Genomic DNA, 4,641 nt, shown 5'->3' with positions numbered 1-4,641 from the left:
TGGGGTTGGGGCCAAAAGCTGAAGCCAAAGCTGTCACTGACGCTCTCTGTATTCGCCACCAGCCAAAAAAAATCCGCCCCCGAAGGAGCGGACTCGGTCACAGGGCGGTTTACCAGGTGAGTTCAGGTGCCGTCACCACGCGGTCAGCGGGGGCGTCCGTGAACAGGGTGTAGCTCAGGCGGTAGGTGCCGGTGCCGACGCGGCCCAGCACGATGGCTTCACCGTCGGTCGAAGCGCCCACCGTCGAAGCGCCGTTCACGCTGATGGCGCTGCGGACGCCGGGGTTGGTGCCCTGGGGCAGCGGGTCGATGATGCGCAGGTTGTCGATGGTGCCGTTGACGGTCAGCACCATGCTCACCGTATACCCGTTGGCGGTGGCTTCGACGGTCTTGGTCAGCGCGGCCTGAGCGCCGTTTTCGACGTTGCGGCTGGCGTTGGCTCCGCCGGGCGCACGCACCACGGCCTGCCCGCTGGTGGTCAGCCCGACGGGTTCGAGGACGGCCTGGGCGGTGTCGCTGCGGCAGATACGGACCGGGGCCTTCAGGCGCAGGGCCTGACCCGCACCGAAGTCACCCGAGAGTTGCAGCGGGTAGTCGGTCGTCCAGCCGCTGGGCAGGTTCACGCGCACGCTGGCGGGCAGGCGGTAGGGGAAGTTGGTCTTGGCGACCACCGAGAGCTGGGTCACGTCGCAGGCGGCGAGCAGGTCGGGGGCCACGCTGAGGCTGATGGAGGTCAGCACGCGGTACTCGATGGTCACGCGCCCGGTCTGTCCGTCCACCACGCGGCCCGGCTGGGGCGTGGCGTAGGTGCTGTCGGGGATGGCGGTGGGGGTCACGGGGTAGTCGCCGGGGGTCAGCGGAATGGTGGCGGGGGTGTTCAGCGTCTGGCCGTTCACCTGGAAGGGAATGCCGTTCAGCGGAATGCGGCGGTCACCGAAGATGGCGACGGCGTCCACGGCCAGACCGCCTTCAGGCTGACGGGCCACGAAGCGGATGCGGGTGTCGCCGGGCTGGAACTGCACTTCGGTGGGGCTGGGCGTGGTGCCCTGGCCTTCGAGGATGGTCGAGCTGACGGGCACCCAGCCCTGAGGCAGCGCGGGGCGCACGACGTTGCCCTGCACGGTGTAGTTCGAGCCGGGGATGGGGCGGCCCTGGGTGTCCACCACGTCCACCAGCAGGCGCTGGAGGCGGGCCACAAAGCGGATGGTCGTGTCTTCGTTGGGCTGGTAGCGCACTTCGGTGGGGGCGGTCACGGTACCGCGCCCTTCGAGCAGGTTGGCGCTGACAGGCACGTACTCGGCAGGCAGCTGGGGCTGAGCGACGCCACCCTGAGCGGTGTAGTCCGAGCCGGGGATGGGGCGGCCTTCGGTGTCCACCACGTCCACCTTCAGGCGGGGCTGACGGGCCACGCAGCGGATGCGGGTGTCGCCGGGCTGGTAGCGCACTTCGGTGCCGGAGACGACGGTGCCCCTGCCTTCCAGAATCGAGCAGCTGACAGGCACGTAACCGCCAGGCAGGCTCACGCGGGCCACGCCGCCGTCGGTGGTGGTGGTCGCGCCGGGCACGGGGTTGCCTTGCGGGTCGACCACGTCCACCAGCACGCTGGGGCGACGGGCCACGAAGCGCACGCGGTTGTTGCCGGGCTGGAAGCGGACTTCGGTGGGGGAGACCACGTTGCCCTTGCCTTCGACCATGCTGCTGCTGACGGGGGTGTAGCCCTGCGGCAGCGACGGCTTGACGGTGTTGTCGCCGACCAGTACGTAGCTGGAACCGGGGATGGGGTTGCCCTGGGTGTCCACCACGTCCACCACGAGGCGATTGGCAATCGGGGTGTTCCTGGGCGTTTCGAAGCCGCCGACGGTGGCCTGGGTGGGCTGGTCGCCGATGCGGAACGAGTAGCGGATGGCGTTGGAGTACTGCTTGGTGGTGGGCAGCACGCGGATAAAAACCTGCCACTCCCCGACCATCGCCCGCGTCACGGTAAAGCGGTTGGTGGCGGACTTGCCGTTCTCGGAAGTGGTCAGGTTGGCGCGGACGTTACCGGGCAGCACCAGCCACGACTCGGCTTCCTGCGGGCCGTCAATGTCGTAGTTGATGACGCTGACGGTCTTGCCGACCCACTCGGCAGGAATGGACAGGCGGGCGGCCAGCAGCGGCTCGGGGGTGGTGGAGCGGGCGTTGACGCTGAAATCGCTCGTTTCCAGCGCGAAGGGGGCCGCCACGCGCAGCGCGAAGGAGTTCTTGCCGTTGCCCTTGCTGGTCACCTTGAGGGTGTAGGTGCCCGCCGCCAGACCACCGCTGAACAGGCTGTCCCAGGTGTGTTCGCGGTTGGTCTCGAAGCTGCGGCTGACCACCGTGCCGCCGGGGCCGGTCAGCACGAAGCTGGTCTGGAAGACCTTGTCCTTGCTGTAGATTTCGTCGCCGAAGTAGTTGGGGCCGCGCTTGGTGTTGGCGGTGAAGTCGGCGTAGTCGGCCAGGTTAGTCGTGGGGCTGTAGACTTCCAGGCCCAGCGGTTTGCCCGCGTTGGCGGGCGTCACGACGATGTTGTACGACTCCTGGGCCTGGGGCCAGGTGTTGCCGACCGACACCAGCGGCAGGATGCCCCCGGTGGTGCTTTGCCCGGCGGGCTGAGTGGCGTTCTGGGCCAGGGCCGCGCCGCCTGCCAGCAGGGCAGCCAGCACCGTGGCACGGGAGAGGGCCTGTCGGGGTGTAGGTTTACGCATGGTATTCACTGTCGGAAATCATACACTGGGTTACGTTCGGTACAGCCACATCGTGAACTAGCCAACGTTGGGGCCAAGGTCAGGCCGTGAGCCTGAAAGTCATGGCCCGGCCCACGGCTCAGTTCGCCGCGACAGAAAGGGCCACCAGCAGCGTCACGATGACCGCTGCCAGGCCCATGCCGATGCTGCTGGCGGCTCCGGTGAGCGGCCCTTCCTCGCGGGCGCGGGCAGTGCCGACCCCGTGCGACACACTGCCGATGGCGATGCCCCGCGCCAGGGGATGCCGTACCCCCAGCGCTGTCAGCAGAGGTGGCAAAACGAGCGCCCCAACCAGTCCCGATAAGACGGCGAGCGTGGCGGCGAGTTCGGGCGGTGCGCCCGTGAACTGGGCCAGTTGCAGCGCCACCGGACTGGTTGCTGGCGCGGTACTCAGTGAGCGCTCTGCCGCCGGGCCGAGGTGCAGGGCGCGGGAGAGCAACGTGTCAGTCAGCACTCCCAGCACCGTTCCCGTGACGCCGCCCACCAGCAGCGCCCGCCACTGCCGCCCCAGCAGGGCACGCTGCTGGTACATCGGCACGGCGAGGGCGACCACCGCAGGTGCCAGCAGCGAGGTCAAAGATTGAACTTCGCTGGCGTAGCGCTGGTAAGGCGTGCGGCTCAGCAGCAACCCTGCCGCCACCAGCACCGTCGCCAGTAGCGTGGGATTGGTCAGCGGCGAACGAAAACGCAGTTGGGTGAGGACGCCAGCGACAAAGCTCAGCAGGGTGACGACCAGCCAAATCACGCGCTGTCCTCGCCGGGTTCGGGGCGAATCAGCCGACTGGCGAGCAGGCCCGCCGTCCCCGCGCCGACCAAGAGCCCCGCCAGCATCACCAGCAGCCACAGGCCCCAGGCCGCGCCCGCCGACAGATAATCCACGAAACCCACCGTGGCGGGCACGAACAACAGGCCCAGAATCGCCAGCAGCCCGTCTGCCGCCGCCTGAATCCAGTGCAGGCGCACCACGCCCAGCGACAGCGCCAGCCACAGCAGCACCATGCCGACCACTGGCCCCGGCAGCGGCAGGTGCAGCCACCCGGTCAGCGCTTTGCCCAGTGCGGCGAAGGCCAGCAAAATCCCCAGCCCCATCACGAAGCGAACCGCCGGGGGCAGCGCCGCCGTGACGCTGTCCGCCGCCAGGGAAGGGCTAGGCACGCTCAGCTTCCCTGCCCCTGCCGAGCGTCCGTGCTCAGCCGCTCCAGCATCCCGCGCACCACCTGTTTGGCGTGCCGGGCCACCAGCGGCATGAAGGTGCGGTAGTCCACCTGGGCGTCGTGGTCGGCGGTGTCACTCACCGAGCGAATCACTACGAAAGGCACCTTCGCCTTGCTGCACACCTGGGCCACCGCTGCTCCCTCCATCTCGGCGCAGGCCGCCTGAAACTGTCTCCAGAGCCGCTGAACGCCTTCTCGGGAGGCGATGAACTGGTCGCCACTCGCCACCCGGCCCTCAATGACGCGCACGCCGCCCACGTCTGCCGCCGCCTGGGCCGCCAGCGCCCGCAGCCGGGGGTCGGCCTCCCAGGTGGCGGGTTCGCCGGGCACCGTGCCCACTTCGTAGCCCAGCGCGGTCACGTCCACGTCGTGCTGCACCAGGTCGGTACTCACCACGATGTCGCCCACCCGCAATTCGGGGTGAACACCGCCCGCCACACCCGTGAAAATGACCCGCGACGCTCCCTGGCTCAGCAGATGCGCGGTGGTCAGGGCGGCGTTCACCTTGCCGATGCCGCCCCGCGTAAGCAGCACGGGGATACCGTCCAGCACGCCCCGGTGCAGGGTCGCGCCCGGCAGGGTCACGTCCTGGCGCTCCTGCAGGTCTTCCAGAAGCAACTCGATTTCTTCGTCCATAGCGCCGATGATGGCTAGCATAGGGGCGAG

At 68.7% G+C, this 4,641-nt stretch carries 4 protein-coding genes; all 4 read right to left on the bottom strand.

Annotation, left to right across the window (positions count from 1 at the left end; genetic code table 11):
* Positions 1-109 precede the first annotated feature (109 nt).
* On the bottom strand, positions 110-2,722 hold the full coding sequence (locus Q4C89_RS13150; RefSeq protein WP_303103074.1) for a hypothetical protein: 2,613 nt from the start codon (positions 2,720-2,722) through the stop codon (positions 110-112).
* Positions 2,723-2,840: 118 nt separating this feature from the next.
* Positions 2,841-3,506, bottom strand: coding sequence for an LrgB family protein (locus Q4C89_RS13145; protein WP_303103073.1), 666 nt, complete (start codon positions 3,504-3,506; stop codon positions 2,841-2,843).
* Positions 3,503-3,850 (bottom strand): CidA/LrgA family protein, encoded by a 348-nt coding sequence (locus Q4C89_RS13140; protein ID WP_303103077.1) that lies wholly within the window; start codon positions 3,848-3,850, stop codon positions 3,503-3,505. Before Q4C89_RS13140 ends, Q4C89_RS13145 begins: the two co-directional genes overlap by 4 nt.
* Before the next feature lie 68 nt (positions 3,851-3,918).
* A complete protein-coding gene (locus Q4C89_RS13135) occupies positions 3,919-4,632 on the bottom strand; it encodes a 5'-methylthioadenosine/adenosylhomocysteine nucleosidase (RefSeq protein WP_303103076.1) in 714 nt (237 codons plus the stop codon).
* Positions 4,633-4,641: the final 9 nt, after the last annotated feature.

The organism is Deinococcus sp. (genome assembly GCF_030523985.1).
GTDB lineage: Bacteria > Deinococcota > Deinococci > Deinococcales > Deinococcaceae > Deinococcus.
This window is presented reverse-complemented; position numbering and strand designations above follow the sequence as displayed.

What these genes read in the sequence shown, in the direction of transcription:
- Q4C89_RS13135 (WP_303103076.1), bottom strand. Translation starts at nt 4,632, where the DNA reads ATGCTAGCCATCATCGGCGCTATGGACGAAGAAATCGAGTTGCTTCTG.
- Q4C89_RS13150 (WP_303103074.1), bottom strand. Translation starts at nt 2,722, where the DNA reads ATGCGTAAACCTACACCCCGACAGGCCCTCTCCCGTGCCACGGTGCTG.
- Q4C89_RS13140 (WP_303103077.1), bottom strand. Translation starts at nt 3,850, where the DNA reads ATGGGGCTGGGGATTTTGCTGGCCTTCGCCGCACTGGGCAAAGCGCTG.